The sequence below is a fragment of the Gillisia lutea genome (assembly GCF_021568705.1).
Lineage (GTDB): Bacteria > Bacteroidota > Bacteroidia > Flavobacteriales > Flavobacteriaceae > Gillisia > Gillisia lutea.
In genome coordinates this window covers 604,761-621,461 of sequence record NZ_JAKGTH010000006.1, presented here as the reverse complement: position 1 = coordinate 621,461, position 16,701 = coordinate 604,761, and the positions used below count along the sequence as shown (strand labels likewise).

The window sequence follows — 16,701 nt, the reverse complement described above, 5'->3', positions numbered from 1 at the left end:
AATGTATATATTAAGTGAGCTTATAAGGTATTTTTTTCATCAAATTTCCAGCGCACAAAGGCTTCCATGGCTTCATAATTAGCCATACCCAGGTTGTGATAATTCACCGCAGTCTCGTGATTTCTTTCCTGCGCTCTTACCCAGAATTCGCGCTCATCGTCTCCAGGGAATACTGGTCTATCTTTTTGAGACTGGTGTTGGAAAATTGCATTTCGCTTGCGTTGTACTTCCTGTGGAGAAAGTGGCACCGCCATTTCAATTTCATGAGTTTCAAATTCGAGCCATGCTCCGCGATACATCCATAACCAGCAGTCTTTTGTCCATTCTTCGGTTTTTCTGAGTCTGGTAAGGGCTTCAATAATTATTCTGAAACAAACAATATGAGTTCCATGAGGATCGGCAAAATCTCCCGCGGCAAATATTTGATGCGGTTTTATTTGCTGAAGCAGTTCCATGGTTAATTGCACATCTTTTTCTGTAACCGGATTTTTAACTGTTTTCCCCGTTTCATAGAATGGAAGCGCCATAAAATGGATATTCTCATCCTGAAGTCCGGCATATCTGGCTCCTGCAATTGCTTCCGATTTTCGGATAAATGCTTTCACATTTCTAATTTCCGGGAGATCGATCTCGTTAGGCTGTTTTTTCTCCAGGAACACTCTCATTTTCTCATAAATAGCTGTGAGTTCCTTGGTATCTTTTCCAATACTTTTATCGAAATCTATTGCAAATTCCATATATCTAAGCACATCGGTATCCCAAACAGCGGTGTTCCCAGATGTTTGATAGGCCACATGTACATCATGTCCCTGATCTACCAATCGAATAAAAGTTCCCCCCATAGAAATTACATCATCATCGGGATGTGGAGAAAAGATGAGAGAGCGTTTTTTAGCCGGCTCTGCTCTTTCAGGTCGTTGAGAGTCATCAGAATTAGGTTTTCCTCCCGGCCATCCTGTAATACTGTGCTGTAATTTATTGAAAACCTGAATGTTTATATTGTAAGCAGGTCCTTTTTCGGTAACCAATTGCGCCATCCCGTGATTGTTGTAATCTTCATCGGTTAGCTTTAATATTGGTTTGTCTACTTCTGAAGATAACCAGATAACCGCTTTTTTGATGAGTTGTTCATCCCAGATACAGTCTTTTACCAACCATGGAATATCAAACCTGGTAAGTTCTGAAGCCGCTTCAGTGTCAAGAATGAATTCTACATTATCAGAAAGTTGCAAATAAGTTGCAGGAACATTTCCTGAGATTTCTCCTTCTACAGCTTTTTTAATAATGGGAGCTTTTTTCTTGCTCCAGGCCATTAAAATAATTTCCCGTGCTTTAAAGATGGTTCCAATTCCCATGGTAATGGCTTTGGTAGGCACATTTTCCTTCCCTCCAAAATCTCTGGAAGCATCTCTACGGGTAAGATCGTCTAAAGTTACAAGTCGGGTTCCTGAATTTGGAGCAGATCCCGGTTCGTTGAAACCAATATGCCCGGTTCTACCAATTCCTAGTACTTGTAGGTCTAATCCTCCTACTTCTGTAATTTGCTGTTCATAGGCTAAGCAGTAGTCGGCAATTGCTTCTTTTTTCAAGGTTCCATCTGGAACATGAATATTTTCTCTCTTGATATCTATATGGTTAAAAAGATTTTCATCCATAAATCGCACATAACTCTGTACGGCATCAGGTTGCATAGGGTAGTACTCATCTAAGTTGAAGGTAATAACATTTTGGAAGCTTAAACCTTCTTCCTTATGAAGGCGAATAAGTTCTGCATACACTTCAATGGGAGTTGCACCCGTTGCTAAACCTAGAACCGCTTGTTCTCCAGCGGCCTGTTTTCTTTTTATTAGGGAAGCTATCCTGGCAGCAACAGCTTTGGAGGCAATATGCTCATCTGCGTATACGCTAACCGGTAACTTTTCAAATCGGGTTTCTTCTAGTAAATTTAATCTGGCCATAATAAAACAAAATTCTTCTGTTGATAGTTTAAGTAAGTAGGGTTATTTAACTATTTGTGATTTTACACTTGCTATTTGTCCTTTAAAAATATGATCCATAACCGCAACGGTTGCACCTAGTAAACTGGAGTTTTTCCCCAATGTTGAAAGGGAGATTTCTGTTCTTTCTTTAAGCTGGATCATACTATAAGTATTTATAGATTGCTGGATAGGTGTTATAATGAACTGCTTTGCTTCAGCAATTTTCCCTTCAAGGATGATTAATTCCGGATTGAAAATTTGAATTAGAATTGCAATACCTTTCCCAAGGCTTATACCTATTTCCGAGAGTACATTTATAGCAAATTGATCGCCTCTATTGGCAGCTTCAATTATTACCTGTGGCTCTAATTTATCTAAGTCTTCATGCACTAAAGTGCTTAAAATGGAGTTTTGGCCATTTCTTATTCCTTGTTTTGCTTTTTCAACGAGCGCAAATCCTGAGGCTACGGTTTCTAAGCATCCACGTTTTCCACAGTGACAAAGCAATCCGTCTTCCACCATGGGAATATGCCCGAACTCACCCGCAAATCCAGAAGCACCGGTATGCATTTTACCGCCCATTATAATTCCAAGTCCAATTCCCCAATCCATTGAAATTACCAGAACATTGTTTTTGTTCTTGGCAAGGCCGAATCGGCATTCTGCTAAACAGGCACTTTTCGCATCATTAAGGATAACCACCGGTTTTTTGAACTTTTTCTCTAAAGCACTCTGAAGTGATTCAGGTTCTTCATCACTAATAAAATAGGTGAAGTTTCTTCCTTCTTCCGAAGATACCAGCCCAGGCATGCTAATTCCTATACCCAAGAGTTTTTCTGTATCTATCTTAGAAGTTTTTATTAATTCTGAAGCGTATTTATATAGGACATCTACACTTTTAAAATCTTTAGATATTTTGGTCTTAACGGTTTTTTCGTGAAGTATTTGATGCGTATTATCTAAAATGGCTAATTTCACTTTGAATTTCTCTACCTGAATACTCAGCACAAAGAAGATGTTTTTCTTCAATCCAAAAAGATCAGGTTTTCTACCTCCTACAGATTCTCCTCTTCCTTGTTTTGAAACAATGCCATCTGCCACCAATTGATTAAGCAAAGACATGGAGGTTGGCAGACTTACATTAAAAGTGTTACATATGTCTGCGTTGGTATTTGCACCATTTAAATAAAGGTGTTTTATAATACGTATCTTCTGTAAGTATTTTTTGCGTTCTACATTACTAAGCCCTGATGGCGGGTCGTTATTCATTAAGAAATCAGGTAAAACTTGAGACATATTTAATCTTTCGGTTGAATAATTGTTATATCATTTACTATTAGGGCTAAAAACATACTTCGCGCTAAAAGTTAATTTTTTCTAAAAATATGTAAAATAAAATTTTCTGAAAAGACTTTACCTATTTTTTTATAAAAGATTGATTATTTATTTAAAATTTATATTTTTAAACTTTCATTTTAAAAATAAAGTTTCTTTTTTATTAATTAATCTTTAGCTCTACGTTGATTTTAAAGGAGATAAAGCAAATTTATATTAAGAAAAATAAATTTAACAAGCTGTAAAACTTAATATAACCCTACTATGGCAATAAAATCTACTCGCTATCTATCTTTAGATGTTTTAAGAGGATTAACCATTGCCTTGATGGTTTTAGTAAATACACCAGGAAGTTGGGGGACCATTTATGCACCCTTTAAACATGCCGCCTGGCATGGGTTTACAATTACCGATCTTGTTTTTCCCTCATTTTTATTTGTAGTTGGAAATGCTATGAGCTTTAGTTTGAAAAAATATCAAAACAAATCTCATACAGCCTTTCTTCAAAAAGTATTAAAGCGTAGTGCTCTCATCTTTTTAATCGGACTCTTTCTAAGTGCCTTTCCTTTTGTTTACAGAAATGAAGCAGGAGACCTTGTGTTTAAGAATCTGGTCAATATGCGCATTATGGGAGTTTTACAGCGTATCGCGGTGTGTTATTTGTTGGCCTCTTTACTTATTCATTATCTTAAATTGAAGGGCGCTGCTCTAGTGAGTCTATGGATTTTATCAGGATATTGGTTAATAATGTATGTTTTTGGCACACATCCCGAGCCATATAGTTTAACTGGAAATGCTGCTTTAAAATTTGACCTACTCATATTTAGACCGGAAAATCTTTGGAGAGGTTTCGGCGTAACCTTCGATCCTGAAGGTTTATTAAGTTCTTTGCCTGCGGTGGTAAATGTAGTTGCAGGGTATATAACAGGAATGTTCATTCAAAAATCTGGGAACACATTCTCCACAGTGTGGAAACTTATAGTGGCAGGGATAGTACTAATTATTGTGGCCTACATCTGGAACCCTTTCTTTCCTATTAATAAACCTATCTGGACGAGCTCGTATGTATTATTAAGTGTAGGATGGGATCTAGTAATTATAGCTGCCTTAATAAGTATAATTGAGCTTTGGAACTTTAAGAGATGGACGTATTTCTTTGAGGTCTTCGGAAAGAATCCGCTATTTATTTTCGCCCTTTCAGGGATAGTGGTCATGTTGATGAATATTATACGAATTGATGGAATTGCGTCAAAAACATGGCTTTACAATAATATATTTTTAAATCACCTTACGCCCTACAATGCATCTTTGGCCTTTGCCGTTTGTTATATGTTATTGATGTGGCTGGTAGGCTATGTCATGGATAAAAAGAATATTTATATAAAAGTGTGAAGAAGCTTCACTAATAATTAAAATCAATTTTCAATATGAAAATCTTAAAATCTGCTTGTATTGTTCTTACAAGTCTATTACTTAGTTCAAGTGTGAGTGCGCAAACTCAGGCTCAATCACCTGAATTTTTACAATACGAGCACAGTACTTGGGTAGACTCGGTAATGGCTACATTAACACCTAATGAACGTATTGCCCAGCTTATCATGATTGCAGCCTACTCTAATAGGGATGACGAACATAGAAAAGAGATCTTAAAGCAAATTACCGAAAACAAAATAGGAGGTTTAATCTTCTTTCAGGGTGGGCCGGCTAGGCAAGCCAAGCTCATGAACGAATATCAGGCTGCTTCAAAAGTTCCATTATTAGGCGCTATAGATGCCGAATGGGGTTTGGGTATGAGATTGGATACTACTATCAGCTATCCATTTCAGATGGCCTTAGGTGCCATGCAGGAAGATTCGCTAATTTACGATATGGGAGTTGAGGTAGCCAGACAAATTAAAAGAGTAGGGCTTCATCTTAATTTTGCCCCTGTAGTAGATGTAAACAACAATGCCAATAACCCTGTTATTAACTACAGGTCTTTTGGTGAGAATAAATACAATGTTGCAAAAAAGGGAATTGCTTATATGCGTGGGTTGCAAGATAATTTGGTGTTACCTACAGCCAAGCATTTTCCTGGTCATGGAGATACCGATACCGATTCTCATTATGCGCTCCCACAAATAAATCATTCGAGAAAAAGGCTGGATACTACAGAGCTTTATCCCTTCAGAGAAATTATTAAAGCAGGAATTGGCGGAGTAATGGTAGCACATTTAGACATACCGGCATTAGACTCTACAGGCGTTCCTTCTACATTATCAAAACCAATTATTTCGGGATTATTGAAAGAGGAACTTGGCTTTAAGGGGTTAATTGTTACCGATGCCATGAATATGAAAGGTGTTACTAAAGACAATGCTCCGGGAATTGTAGATAAAGATGCTATTCTGGCAGGAAATGGATTATTGGAATTCACAGTGGCTGTACCAAAGGCTATACAGGAAGTGCGCAAAGCAATGAGAAAAGGCCTTATCACCCAAGCCGATATTGACAATCGTTGCCGAAAAATACTGGCGCTTAAACAATGGGTGGGATTAAATAATTATCAGCCCACATCTTTAGAGAATATTATTGAAGATGTAAATACTCCGGAAGCTAAGTTGCTGAACAGAAGATTAACCGAAGCTTCGTTAACTGTTCTTAAAAATGAGCAACAAATTCTACCGCTTCAAAAGCTTGATACCTTAAAGATCGCGGCGATTTCATTTGGTAAGAAAAAGGAAAGCAAGTTTCAGAAATCTTTATCTCTTTATGCACAAGTAGATAATTTTAATGTTCCTAATGAAGTAACTCCAGAGCAACTTTCAGCAATAAAAGAGCAACTTAATAATTACAACCTTGTAATTGCAGGGGTTCATGATCATAGCTCATACCCAAGAAATGATTTAAAACTTTCTTCGGAAGCTCAGGAATTCTTATCAGAACTTATCAAAAGTAAAACAACAATAGCATCCTTCTTTAAGAATCCATATGTGATGGATGATGTAAAGGATATTGAAAATGCAGAGGCTTTAATATTAACGTATCAGGATAGTGAAAATTCAGAAGATCTGGCTGCTCAGCTTATTTTTGGAGGAGTTAGCGCAAATGGGAAACTTCCTGTGAGTGTAGGGGAAAAATTTAAGAGTGGAGAAGGCTTAGAAGTAAAAGGCGGACTCCGTTTTAAATATACCTTACCGGAAGATGCAGGGTTAAATTCAGAACTGTTGTACCAAAAGGTTGATTCTTTAATGCAAAAGGCTATGGATGCAAAGGCGATTCCAGGCGGACAGTTATTTATAGCAAAAGATCAAAAAGTAATTTTGAATAAGGCATATGGATATCATAAATACAGTGATACTATAAAAGTAAAAACCACCGATATATATGATTTGGCCTCGGTTACCAAAGTTTCTTCAGCTTTACCTTCTTTAATGAAGTTATACGATGAAGGAAAATTTGATCTTGAAACAGGGATCGATACCTATTTACCATATTTTAAGAATTCAAATAAAGCCAATGTACCATTTAGGCAGATACTTGCACATCAGGCGGGTTTTCAGCCTTGGATTCCTTACTGGAAAAACACTTTGAGAAAGAATGGTAGCTATAAATGGCATACGTTTAAAAAGGATTCTTCCTCACGATATCCTGTGAAAGTAGCCAGTAATTTATGGCTTCATAAGAATTATCAATCTAAAATATATAAGGCTATAAAGGAATCACCTGTTAAGGAGGTTAAAAAATATGAATATTCGGGATTGGTATTCTATTTACTTCCCGGGATTGTGGAAAAGATCTCTGGAGAGGATTTTGTAACTTATGTAGATGATAATTTTTATACACCTTTAGGAGCAACTACGCTTACTTATAAACCCAACAATAAATTTTCAATAGACCGGATTGTACCTACTGAAAACGACTTTTTCTTTCGGAAAAAATCAATTCACGGGTCAGTTCATGATGAAGGCGCGATTATGATGGGTGGAGTTTCAGCCAATGCCGGTCTTTTTGCAAATGCAAACGATCTGGCAAAACTTCTGCAAATGTATCTTAATGGAGGATCGTATGGAGGTGTTCAGTATATTTCAGAAGAAACCTTAAAAGAATTTACAAAGTATCAGTTTCCCGAAAATGACAATAGAAGAGGTTTAGGTTTTGATAAGCCTTCTTTGGGAGAACGTACCGAGAATGGAAATGCCGCTAAAGATGCAAGTGAACTAAGTTATGGGCATACTGGCTTTACAGGAATTATGGTTTGGATGGACCCTGCAACCGATTTATTGTACCTGTTTCTTTCAAACCGAGTTTTGCCAACACGAGATAATACAAGATTGTATTCATTAAACACCCGAACCAATATCCAACAGGCAATTTATGATGCTATGAAAAATTAGGATTGTATAAGTATTATGAGGGTTTATGTAGATGTTAGAGTTATCAGAGTTTTTTCAAATTAATTAGGAATTATTTAGAGGTTTTTAAAGAAATAGTATATTTGTTTCAATACAAAGCTTAATAAGCCTTGAAACTCCTAATATTCTTTAATGAACAAACTTGCTTTCCCTCTCCTTTACAGCTTGGTAATGCTGCTATCCATGCAGGTATTTTCACAAAATACCGTGAATGGAAATATAATAGATAAAGACAAGAATCCGGTAGCTTTTGCGAATGTCATTTTGCTTCACGCAAAAGATTCTACCACTGTTTATAAAGGAACGGTCTCTGAAGAAAATGGTGAATTTATAATTGAAGATGTTATTGATGGTAAGTATCTTTTACAAATAAGTTTTGTTGGTTATGAAGATTACCTGAAAAAGATAAATATCGGTGGCAACCAAGATTTAGACAATATCACTCTACAAGAGTCTGAAAATGACCTGGATGAAGTTGTGGTGAATGCACAGCGACCAAAGATTAGCAGGAAGGTAGACAGGTTGGTCTTCAATGTAGAAAATACTACATTATCTACAGGAAACACTTTCGATATATTGAAGAGAACCCCCGGCGTGATTGTTAGCCAGGGAAATTTACTAGTAAAGAACAGGCCAGCCACGGTTTATATTAATGACAGGAAGGTTTATCTCAGTTCACAGGAACTTCAGCAGCTGCTTGAAGGGTTTTCAGCAGGAAATGTAAAGACTGTTGAGGTGATCACCAATCCCCCGGCAAAGTATGATGCTGAGGGCGGAGTGATCTTAAATATAACAACTTCTAAGAATATCTCAATAGGTTATAAAGGAAGCATTAATGCTTCAAATACCATCGCGGTCGTTCCAAAATATAATCTAGGAACAAGTCAGTACTACAAGAATAACTGGTTAAACTTTTACGCCAGCTATAATTATAACCAAAGGGATGATTATAAGAATGATGACAGCTATATTGAATTTTTCAAGCCGAACTCAAATAACGATGTAGACTCTCAGTGGATTACAGATTTTGAAAGAAATACTGAAAGTTCTTCACATAGTCTTAATACCATTATGGATTTTACACTTAGTGAAACAAGTTCGTTAGGTATTAGCGCAAATCTCCTTTTTACTCCTAAGAAAGATTCAGATATAAAAGGTTTAACAGAGATATATAGCGCAACAAATACTTTAGATTCATTGTTTACAACCAACAGTAAGCTTAAGAATGATACTGAAAATGTGCTTTTAAGTGCCACCTATAATACCAAGTTAGGTGAGAATGGAACGCTTTCGGCGGTTGCAAACTATATTGATTATAGTGATGATATGAATCAGGATATTCGAACTGATTATTTTCTATCAGATGGGAATCTTCTAAATCAAAATACATTTGCAACAGAAGGTTATCAGTTCAGCGATATTTACACCGGGCAGATCGATATAACTACACCGCTGGGGTCTACGAGTTTTGAAACTGGTGTGAAATATTCGGGTTTAAGAAATGAGAGCGGTCAGGATTTTTTCAGCAGAAATAATGGAATTAGCAGTTTTAATTCGGCACTTTCTGATGATCTTTCGTATGATGAAGACATTTACGCCGGTTATGCCAGTATTTCTAAAGATTGGGAAAAGTGGGGCATGAAGCTGGGGCTTCGTGGAGAATACACCAATGTTCAGGGAGATTCTAGAACTTTTGGAACTGTGAACACTCAGAACTACTTTGAACTTTTTCCAACTTTCTATCTTACTTATGCAGCTGCAGAAGATCATTCTTTTGGACTGAATTATAGTAGAAGAATATCCAGACCAAGTTTCCAAAGCTTAAATACGTACAGGTATTTTATAAATGAGAAGAGTTTTCAGGATGGAAATCCAGATCTTATGCCTTCCATTTCCAATAAGATCAGCTTAAATTATAATTATAAGAACACCTGGTTCTTTGATCTTTATTGGGACCGGGCAGAAAACCCTATCGCCCTCATCCCTTTTCAGGATAATGTGAACAGGAATTTAAGAGCCGTAAATTTGAATATGAATTACGAACAGCAGTTCAGTTTTGATATCACCTATTATTCCTATTTGAAAGATTGGTGGATGATCTCCACGTACGCCTCTTTCTTCTATATGGAAAATGAATTCCCGGCATTAGAAAGTGGAGGCGAATTGGTGAAAAATGATGTTTTGAGCACCTATATTCAGGCTTACAACTCTTTCACTCTTTCTAAAGATCATAGTTTTTCTGCAGAAGTTATTGGGACTTATTTACCTGCTTTTATTGCAGGATCATATAAATACGACGATCCTCAATACGGGTTAACTGTAGGACTTAAAAAGACCTTTTTCGACTCCAGACTTACTGCCACCATTAACCTGGAAGATGCTTTCAATTCGATGAATATTCCCTTGAAATCGGAATATCTAAATCAGAATAACGGCTTTTTCGCGAAGCCCGAATCTAGAATGCTCAAATTTGGTGTAATCTATAAATTCGGTAATTTTAAACTAAATGATAACAGCAGAGCCATCGATGCTGAAGAAAGCGAACGTTTGGATAAAGTATAGTTCGCTAAAGCTCTACACTTCTTATTTTCAACCAAAGGATTTATTTAGTAATTTTGCCACCTGAAAAACAGAGGATTTGGCAAAAATTGGAAATATAGATGTAGGAGACTTCCCGTTGCTTTTAGCACCCATGGAAGATGTGAGTGATCCACCTTTTCGTGCTTTATGCAAGGAACAGGGGGCAGATGTGGTATATACCGAATTCATTTCCTCGGAAGGATTGATTCGTGATGCGGCAAAAAGCGTCATGAAGTTGGATATCTACGAAAAGGAACGTCCCGTTGGTATCCAGATCTTTGGTGCCAATCTGGAATCTATGCTGCAATCTGTAGAGATCGTCGAAAAGTCCAGACCAGATATTATAGATATCAATTTTGGATGCCCTGTTAAAAAAGTGGTTTCTAAAGGTGCCGGTGCAGGGATTCTGAAAGATATCGACCTAATGGTGTCGCTTACCGAAGCCATGGTTAAGCATACCAACCTTCCTATTACCGTTAAAACCCGACTTGGTTGGGATCATGATTCTATAAAAATTGTGGAGGTTGCCGAGCGCTTGCAGGATGTAGGAGCAAAATCTATCGCAATTCATGGTCGTACCCGGGCACAAATGTATAAAGGAGAAGCCGATTGGGGGCCGATTGCCGATGTAAAGAACAACCCACGTATGCATATTCCAATCTTTGGAAATGGCGACGTGGATACTCCTGAAAAAGCCATGCTCATGCGAGATAAATTCGGATTGGATGGGGCGATGATCGGGCGCGCAAGTATTGGTTACCCTTGGTTTTTTAGAGAGGTGAAGCATTATTTCGAAACAGGAGAGCATCTAGCGCCACCAACTTTAGAAGAACGCGTGCAGGCTGCCAGAAGGCATCTAGAAATGGCTATCGACTGGAAAGGGGAGAAATTAGGGGTTTTTGAAACCCGTAGACATTATACCAATTACTTCAAGGGCATTCCTCATTTTAAAGAGTATCGTGCAAAAATGGTTACTAGCGATGATTCGATTGATGTTTTTGCAGCGTTTGATGAAGTTGAAAAGGAATTTGCCGGCTTCGAATTCGTTTAAGCCTGAACTGTAAGCGCTTTTTTACTTCTGCTAGCGGCTATATAAGAAGCTAACATTCCTAAAATACCGATAGTAAGTAAGACGATGAGAATATTTTCAAGTTTTATCTTTACCGGGTAAGGTAAATTGGGAGTAATCATTACCAGCTGGAATTTTATTTGTAAATATACTACCAGTAAGCCGCACAATAAACCTATAATCCCTCCTGCAAGCGTCATAAGTGCACCTTGGAAAAAGAAGATATTTCTAATAGAATTAGGATTGGCTCCAAGTTTATTAAGGGTTTGTATGTTCTCGCGTTTATCTAAGATCACCATGATAATGGATCCAATAACATTAAAGAGCGCAATTATTAAAACCAAAGTGAAAATAAGATATACCGCGAGGTTTTCGGTATTTAACATCTTGTAAAGCGTTTCATTTAGTTGTGCCCTGTTTTTTACTACCACAGGAGTATCAAATAGCTTCTCTAGATCGGTTTTTAAAAGCTCAATATCGGTTTCCGGAGTGGTTTTTATTTCCACAGCCGAGATTTCTCCTAATTTCATATCTAGAAGATCGGCTGCAAGAGGAAGTGTTGTAAAAACATATTTACTGTCCAGTTCTTCATTAACACTATAAATATCGGTAACCACTACACTCTCTTTATTGAAAGCATCGGTAGGATTGGTGATTTGCCCCTTTCCAGGCTTAGGAACCATAATATTCAGTAAATTATTATAGTCGTTAGGACTAAGCGATAGCAGACGGGAGATCCCATTTCCTATCACTACCTGATAATCGTTAGTACTAAGCCAGGTGCCAAAAACCAAAGAACTGTCAATTTTATTGACCTTCTGATAATTAGTATCTACGCCTTTAATAAAGGCAGTATGTGTTTTAGAATTGAATTCTAAGAATACCCTTTCTTCAATGACTTTTGAATAAGAATCAACTCCTTGAAGCTTAAGGATTTTATCCTCTTTTTCCTCCGGAAATTCTAATGTCTTTCCTATAGCCGGAAAGATTTTGAGATCGGGATCAAATTCATTTGAAAAAGACAAGCTGAAATCTCTCAGCCCCGAAAAACCCGATAATACTATAAATAAGGAGAATGCCCCTGCAAAAACACCAATGGCCGCAATAACAGTTATAATATTAATGGCATTATTACTGCTTTTGGAAAAAAGGTACCGCTTGGCGATGTACAGGGAAAAATTCAAATTAGGATTTTTTCCTTTTATCTAATAAATCTGGCTGAGTAATAGGATTTTCTTCTCCTTTTATAGATTTATCGATGTTCTCGATGTATTCCAAAGAATCATCAATAAAGAATTCCATGTCTGGCATGCGTCTCAACTGATTTTTGGTGCGCTGAGCCATTTCGTGCTTTATCTTCGATTTAATAAGATTCAACTCCTTTAATATTTCCGCAGCATTTTTAGAAGGGAAGATACTAAGGTATGCTTTTGCTATTGAAAGATCGGTAGTAACGGTAACTTTAGAAACTGAGATCAAAATACCCGTAACCCCAGAATCTCTCAAGTGGTTTTGAAGGATTTCTGCTAAATCCTTTTGTAAAACCCCACCTATTTTTTTTTGTCTATTTGTTTCCATGTTGCAAAAGTAGCATATTTAAAGATTATAGTATTTTTATAAGCTGAAATACTTATTGTAATTGCAATTGTGATATTGTGAAATTAGCAAATACCAGTTTAAATGAAAAATATTGAGCATATTGGAATAGCGGTAAAAGATCTTGCCGAAGCAAATAAAACTTATGAAGCTTTGCTGGGAACAGCGAGTTATAAAATGGAAGAAGTGGAAAGTGAAGGAGTAAACACCTCATTTTTTAAAGTTGGAGAGAGTAAAATAGAATTATTAGGAGCTACCAGATCCGACAGTCCTATCGCGAAATTTTTAGAGAAACGTGGAGAAGGGATACATCATATAGCTTTTAATGTTGAAGACATTTATGCGGAAATGTCTCGTTTACAGAGGGAAGGCTTTGTTTTATTGAATGCCGAACCTAAGAAAGGAGCCGATAATAAGTTGGTGGCATTTCTTCACCCAAAGAGTTCTAATGGCGTGTTGGTAGAGTTATGTCAAGAAATTGCGAAATAATTAAATAATTTATTTGGTGCGTAATAAGCATTTATCTAAATTTGCCCTCCGTTACAGGTCCCATAGCTCAGCTGGTTAGAGCACCTGACTCATAATCAGGGGGTCCATGGTTCGAGCCCATGTGGGACCACAGAATACACATATGAATCCCTATAAACAGTACGTTTGTAGGGATTTTTTTATTTTAGGGGCTAGCGAGGGGTGAAATAATCTAATTCCTAATCCGTTAAAAATTAATAACTTCCTGTAACTTCCGTTTAAATTTAGGGTCTATTATATATGAGGAAGTCTTTACTTATCATATTAATCTTACTAGGAAGCTTTTCTTCTCAAGCTACCGAATTCGAGGAAGGTCTTGTTTTTCCGAAAGCCGAAATTCTAAATGAATATACCGCCAGAATTCCTTTTAAATTGATTGATAACTTAATTGTAGTTGAGGCAGAACTGCTTGATAAAAAAGGGAATTTTATAATTGATACCGGTTCAGAAAGCCTTATTTTGAACAAGGTGCATTTTTCACAAAGATTTTATAGCTCTCGAAAAAGCACATCTACTTCGGGAGTGATAAGAAGTATAGATGGAGTATATACGCGAAATTTAAAAGAATTTATTCTGAAAAATTTTAGCATTAATAACGCCACTTCTGATGTTATTGATCTTTCTCATATCGAAAAGAGGAAAAAAATGAATCTATTGGGGATTATCGGTTATAACATCCTTAAAGAATATGAGGTTTTTATTGATCTTCATTTAAATCAGATAACCCTTAGCAAGGTTGATAAGAATGGGGTGAAGCTGGACAAAGAAGTGTATCTTGAAAAAATCACCGATAGTATAGCATTTAGGCTTAATAGACATACCATAATTCTAGATACCTATATCGACGGGAATAAAATGAAATTTGGATTGGATAGTGGCGCCGAATTTAACCAGATAAATAAAAATGGGAATAATAAGATCCTGAAATTCTTTTTACCAAATAAAAAGCTCATTCTTGTAGGATCAGGTGGTGAAAAAGCAGAAGTGCTTGCAGGAAAACTTTATGGTATAAAATTGACCGATAACATATATTTTGGTCCTATGAACACCATCCTTACTAATCTCAGTAGAATGCAGGAAGCTTTTGGCACACATTTAGATGGAATATTAGGCTATCAGTTCTTTGCGCAAAAAAGAACCATTATTAATTATCAAAAGAAAATGCTATATTTTATCGATTTTCCTTTAAATTTTAATCCTTGAAACTGAATACAAAACATATTATTTTCATCATAGCTCTCTTCGCCTCCCTTATCTCTTTTTCTCAGGATAAAGAATATAAAGGTTATAGAATAGAGGGGGATGAGGTGGTGTTTTCTTTTGATAGCAGAGAATATGAAAAGGCAACTGATGATATTTCGGGAGATCTGCGGGATTTTAACGACTTAGCTATTCAGAGTGTTGTGGTTTCGGGAAATTTCAATGGCTGGTCAAAGAAGAAATGGGTCATGAAAAAAGTGGGACCTAACAGGTATGAACTCAGAAAAAAAATTGATGATTTTACTGATGAGTTTGCCTGGGAATTCAAATTTGTGGTCAATAATGCCTATTGGGCAGAACCTTCCAGAAGGGATGCTAACATCACTCCTGCTGTTGATGGAGATGGATCCCGATTGAATGTTTATAATTTGAAAATGTTCACAGCTCACCCCGATGAGAACGGAAACGCTCATTTTGAATTAAAGGGGCATCACGATGCTAAAAAGGTGATCTTAAGCGGAACCTTTAATCGTTGGAATGAAGAAGCGTTTAAAATGAAAAAAACCGATTCGGGTTGGGCGCTTACTTTGCAGTTGCGCCCTGATATTTACGAGTATAAATTTATCATAGACGGGAATTGGGTAGAGGATAAAGCAAATCCTTATAAGAGACGGAACGAATTTAATGGATATAACTCTGCAATAAACATTAAAAAGTCGGTTAAATTTTATCTTCCAGGTCATTCAAATGCTAAAGAAGTGGTTCTTTCAGGTTCGTTCAGTAATTGGTCTAGTAATGCCATTAAATTGAAAAGGACTGAAACAGGCTGGACCAGAACCATAAAACTACACGGTGGTAAGCATCATTATAAATTCATTGTAGATGGACAATGGGTGCTAGATCCGGATAATTCAGTGAAGGAATATGATGGTGATGGAAATATCAATTCGGTTTGTATGGTGAAATAGAAAATTTTTAATACCACTTAAACTTTTTGGAAAGTATATATATAAATAAGAATTTTATAATAAGCTTAGAATCAATTGTTAATTGAAAATACTGATATTTAATACCTTATCTAAAACCAAGTTCCATATATTTACGTTAATATCTCTCAAATCCTCTTTTTTGGATTCAAATTTGTAGTAAATTGCGCATGACTATGAGGTATACCATTTTGCGAAATATATTCCCCCTGTTTTTTTTGCTTATGATGTGTGGAAACTGCCTTGCTGTTGCAGAACAAGAACCTCCTACCCCTCAAAAGCAGGGAATACCACCACCTCCCGGCCTTCCAATAGATGATTACATTCCTGTGCTAATAATTGCAGGTGTGTTACTTGGGGTTTATGTTTTAAGAAATAAGAAACCCGCTTAAGACAGTTCTTGTAGTCTTTTTACGTATTTCCCAATAACATCGAATTCTAAATTAACAACATCACCTTTTTTAAGGTGTTTAAAAGTGGTGTGATTATAAGTGTAAGGGATTATTGCTACACTAAATTCATTCTTCTTAGAATTCACCACCGTTAAACTAACACCATTCACTGTTATAGACCCTTTCTCTATAGTGATATTGCTTTGAGAGGGATCATATTTAAATGTAAAGACCCAGCTTCCACCTTCCTCACTAATATTCAGGCATTCTCCGGTTTGGTCTACATGACCTTGAACGATATGGCCATCAAGTCTGGCGCCCAGTTTCATTCCTCGTTCCAAATTAACAGCAGTGCCAACTTTAAGTTTTCCCAGATTTGTTTTCTCTAAGGTCTCGTTAATAGCAGTAACGGTATAGGTAGAGTTATTAACAGCTACTACGGTAAGACACACTCCATTGTGGGAGACACTCTGATCTACCTTTAGTTCTGATGCCATTTTGGCTTCTACTATTATGTGAAGATTTTCATTCTCACGAATCAATTCTTTAACTTCTCCCAGTTCTTCAATAATTCCCGTAAACATGCTGCTAGATTATTCTTACATTTGTGGAGTAAAAATAGAAATAAAAAACGGGGATTAT

13 protein-coding genes and 1 tRNA gene are annotated in these 16,701 nt (G+C 36.6%); 9 read left to right on the top strand and 5 right to left on the bottom strand.

Going from position 1 to position 16,701, the window contains the following annotated elements; all coding sequences use genetic code 11:
* Positions 1 to 20: 20 nt before the first annotated feature.
* Positions 21 to 1,958, bottom strand: a complete 1,938-nt coding sequence (nagB, locus tag L1I30_RS02885) for a glucosamine-6-phosphate deaminase (RefSeq protein WP_236132742.1) — start codon at positions 1,956 to 1,958, stop codon at positions 21 to 23.
* A gap of 42 nt (positions 1,959 to 2,000) precedes the next feature.
* A complete protein-coding gene (locus L1I30_RS02880) occupies positions 2,001 to 3,275 on the bottom strand; it encodes an ROK family protein (protein ID WP_236132741.1) in 1,275 nt (424 codons plus the stop codon).
* A gap of 303 nt (positions 3,276 to 3,578) precedes the next feature.
* Between L1I30_RS02880 and L1I30_RS02875 the strand changes: the two genes are divergently transcribed.
* The 4 genes from L1I30_RS02875 (at position 3,579) to dusB (ending at position 11,339) form a co-directional block, all read left to right on the top strand.
* Positions 3,579 to 4,706, top strand: a complete 1,128-nt coding sequence (locus L1I30_RS02875; protein WP_236132740.1) for an acyltransferase family protein — start codon at positions 3,579 to 3,581, stop codon at positions 4,704 to 4,706.
* Between the two features lie 35 nt (positions 4,707 to 4,741).
* Positions 4,742 to 7,690, top strand: a complete 2,949-nt coding sequence (locus tag L1I30_RS02870) for a serine hydrolase domain-containing protein (protein WP_236132739.1) — start codon at positions 4,742 to 4,744, stop codon at positions 7,688 to 7,690.
* Between the two features lie 150 nt (positions 7,691 to 7,840).
* Positions 7,841 to 10,270 carry a TonB-dependent receptor domain-containing protein gene (locus tag L1I30_RS02865; protein ID WP_236132738.1) on the top strand — a complete coding sequence of 810 codons (2,430 nt, stop codon included), beginning with the start codon at positions 7,841 to 7,843 and terminating at the stop codon, positions 10,268 to 10,270.
* Positions 10,271 to 10,346: 76 nt separating this feature from the next.
* Entirely contained in the window at positions 10,347 to 11,339 is a 993-nt protein-coding gene (dusB, locus tag L1I30_RS02860; protein ID WP_236132737.1) for a tRNA dihydrouridine synthase DusB, read from the top strand.
* Here dusB and L1I30_RS02855 read toward each other — a convergent pair.
* Together L1I30_RS02855 and rbfA are read right to left on the bottom strand one after the other, a co-directional pair.
* Positions 11,336 to 12,541 carry an ABC transporter permease gene (locus L1I30_RS02855; RefSeq protein ID WP_236132736.1) on the bottom strand — a complete coding sequence of 402 codons (1,206 nt, stop codon included), beginning with the start codon at positions 12,539 to 12,541 and terminating at the stop codon, positions 11,336 to 11,338. The two genes, dusB and L1I30_RS02855, sit on opposite strands and share 4 nt — an antisense overlap.
* Position 12,542: 1 nt before the next feature.
* A complete protein-coding gene (rbfA, locus tag L1I30_RS02850; protein ID WP_236132735.1) occupies positions 12,543 to 12,935 on the bottom strand; it encodes a 30S ribosome-binding factor RbfA in 393 nt (130 codons plus the stop codon).
* A 102-nt stretch (positions 12,936 to 13,037) separates the two neighbouring features.
* Here rbfA and mce point away from each other — a divergent pair, with 102 nt between their 5' ends.
* The 5 genes from mce (at position 13,038) to L1I30_RS02825 (ending at position 16,059) form a co-directional block, all read left to right on the top strand.
* A complete protein-coding gene (gene mce / locus L1I30_RS02845) occupies positions 13,038 to 13,442 on the top strand; it encodes a methylmalonyl-CoA epimerase (protein ID WP_236132734.1) in 405 nt (134 codons plus the stop codon).
* A 56-nt stretch (positions 13,443 to 13,498) separates the two neighbouring features.
* Positions 13,499 to 13,572 (top strand) — tRNA-Ile (locus L1I30_RS02840).
* A 149-nt stretch (positions 13,573 to 13,721) separates the two neighbouring features.
* Positions 13,722 to 14,684: a hypothetical protein gene (locus L1I30_RS02835; protein ID WP_236132733.1), complete on the top strand. Its 963-nt coding sequence runs from the start codon at positions 13,722 to 13,724 to the stop codon at positions 14,682 to 14,684.
* Complete coding sequence (locus L1I30_RS02830) at positions 14,681 to 15,649, top strand: early set domain-containing protein (protein ID WP_236132732.1); 969 nt, start codon at positions 14,681 to 14,683, stop codon at positions 15,647 to 15,649. The genes L1I30_RS02835 and L1I30_RS02830 overlap by 4 nt, the downstream gene beginning before the upstream one ends.
* Positions 15,650 to 15,843: 194 nt before the next feature.
* Positions 15,844 to 16,059: an Fjoh_0651 family PID-CTERM protein gene (locus tag L1I30_RS02825; protein WP_236132731.1), complete on the top strand. Its 216-nt coding sequence runs from the start codon at positions 15,844 to 15,846 to the stop codon at positions 16,057 to 16,059.
* Here the strand turns inward: L1I30_RS02825 and L1I30_RS02820 are convergent.
* Entirely contained in the window at positions 16,056 to 16,643 is a 588-nt protein-coding gene (locus tag L1I30_RS02820) for a riboflavin synthase (RefSeq protein WP_236132730.1), read from the bottom strand. The genes L1I30_RS02825 and L1I30_RS02820 overlap by 4 nt on opposite strands.
* Between the last annotated feature and the right edge of the window lie 58 nt (positions 16,644 to 16,701).

Bases quoted from the DNA above. Each gene is read 5' to 3' on its own strand.
- L1I30_RS02875 (WP_236132740.1), top strand. From the start codon at position 3,579: ATGGCAATAAAATCTACTCGCTATCTATCTTTAGATGTTTTAAGAGGA.
- L1I30_RS02880 (WP_236132741.1), bottom strand. From the start codon at position 3,275: ATGTCTCAAGTTTTACCTGATTTCTTAATGAATAACGACCCGCCATCA.
- nagB (WP_236132742.1), bottom strand. From the start codon at position 1,958: ATGGCCAGATTAAATTTACTAGAAGAAACCCGATTTGAAAAGTTACCG.
- mce (WP_236132734.1), top strand. From the start codon at position 13,038: ATGAAAAATATTGAGCATATTGGAATAGCGGTAAAAGATCTTGCCGAA.
- L1I30_RS02835 (WP_236132733.1), top strand. From the start codon at position 13,722: ATGAGGAAGTCTTTACTTATCATATTAATCTTACTAGGAAGCTTTTCT.
- rbfA (WP_236132735.1), bottom strand. From the start codon at position 12,935: ATGGAAACAAATAGACAAAAAAAAATAGGTGGGGTTTTACAAAAGGAT.
- L1I30_RS02825 (WP_236132731.1), top strand. From the start codon at position 15,844: ATGAGGTATACCATTTTGCGAAATATATTCCCCCTGTTTTTTTTGCTT.
- L1I30_RS02870 (WP_236132739.1), top strand. From the start codon at position 4,742: ATGAAAATCTTAAAATCTGCTTGTATTGTTCTTACAAGTCTATTACTT.
- L1I30_RS02865 (WP_236132738.1), top strand. From the start codon at position 7,841: ATGAACAAACTTGCTTTCCCTCTCCTTTACAGCTTGGTAATGCTGCTA.
- L1I30_RS02820 (WP_236132730.1), bottom strand. From the start codon at position 16,643: ATGTTTACGGGAATTATTGAAGAACTGGGAGAAGTTAAAGAATTGATT.